Raw genomic sequence first — 1,644 nt, forward strand, 5'->3', positions numbered from 1 at the left:
CAGCACAGACGGCGCGGGCGGCTTGTTGGCGATGCGTTCCTTAGCGACGTTGAGTGCCGAGACGTAGTCCGGCTTGCCAGAACCCAGCAGCGGTATCTTTTCGACAACCAGAATTTCAGCCGGAACCATTAGCTCGGTCGCGCCTTTGCGCCGGGCAAATTGCGAAAACGCCTCGCGCGTGCACGCTGCGTCGGTCGTCAACAGCACAATGCGCTCGCCTTTGCGCGCGTCAGGCAAAGAGACCACAACGGTGATGAGTTGCGGCCAAAGTTCCGCACTCAAGGCTTCAACCGCCGAAAGCGATACCATCTCGCCCGCAATTTTTGCGAAGCGCTTTGCGCGCCCCTTAATCGCGATGAAGCCTTGGGCGTCGATCGTTACGATGTCGCCCGTGTCATGCCAGCCATCGACCGGCATATCGAGCACGCCCGGATTTTCAGCACGGTAATAGCCGAGCATCACGTTGGGTCCGCGCACGTACAAGCGCCCGCCCTCAGTTATCCCGGGCACGGGATCGAGGCGCGCTTCCATCAGAGGCGATAGGCGGCCGACGGTGCCGGATTTGTTGGCGAGTGGTGTGTTGATAGCGAGCACGGGCGCTGTCTCGGTGACGCCATAGCCTTCGAGAATGCGCACGCCGAAGCGCTCCATGTAGAGTTGCCGCGTGCGGTCCTTCACAGCTTCCGCGCCGGCCAGAACAAGGCGCACGCGCGCGAAATCGTAAGGGTGGGCCACGCGTGCGTAGCCGGCAAGAAACGTGTCGGTGCCAAACAGGATTGTGGCGTTGGAGCCGTAGACGAGTTCGGGGATGATCCGGTAGTGCAACGGCGTTGGATAAAGATAAACCGGAATGCCGCCGGTTAACGGCATTAAGAGACCAGCGGTCAAGCCAAACGAATGGAACACGGGGAGCGCATTGAACACCTTGTCCGAGCCGTTGCACGCAACGCGCGTTAGGCTCTGCGCGCAGTTGGCCAGCAAGTTCCGGTGCGAGAGGACGACTCCTTTGGGTGTGCCTTCCGATCCCGACGTGAACAGGATCGCCGATGGCGAATTCGGATCGATTTCAACCGCGGGCCTGCCACCGGCGATGAGGCCCTTCACCTTATCGGCCAACGTAATCGTCGCGCGCACGTCTTCGAGATAGACGACTTTCGCGACCGTACGCAAAGCATCGATCAGCGCTTCGAGATGTCCTTTTTCGACGAAGGTGCGCGAGGTGAGCACCACGTCCACCTTGGCCGCCTTACATGCAGACACGACGTTGGCGGCGCCAGCCGTGAAATTCAGCATGGCGGCAATGCGGCCGATTGATTGCAGAGCAAAGAAGGTGACCGCGACGCCGGCCGAATTCGGCAACAGTACGCCCACGGCCGCACCTTGGGGCGCGAGCGGCGCAATCTTGGCACCAAGCACCTGTGCGCCGATGATGAGTTTTTTATAGCTGAGTTTGGTGCCAAGTGGATCTTCCACCGCAGGCCGGCCGGTATCGCGCGTTGTTTTGGCGAGGACGAGCGCTTCAAACAGCGTCATGTCGATTGGCGCCGTCATCACTGCGCTGTCGGTCATAATGTCCTGCAACGCCAAGCCTGCGGCTTGCCTGCGGTTCTTGCCTTTCAGGGCGGTATCGACCTTCAGATTGAC

Annotated in this window: 1 protein-coding gene; it reads right to left on the reverse strand. The window is 60.5% G+C overall.

The window, feature by feature from the left end:
* The coding region (locus tag WCE35_RS16685) for an AMP-binding protein (protein WP_424594434.1) at window positions 1-1,644 on the reverse strand (1,644 nt) is incomplete at both ends.

This window comes from Bradyrhizobium sp., from assembly GCF_049691595.1.
Taxonomy (GTDB): Bacteria; Pseudomonadota; Alphaproteobacteria; order Rhizobiales; family Xanthobacteraceae; genus Bradyrhizobium.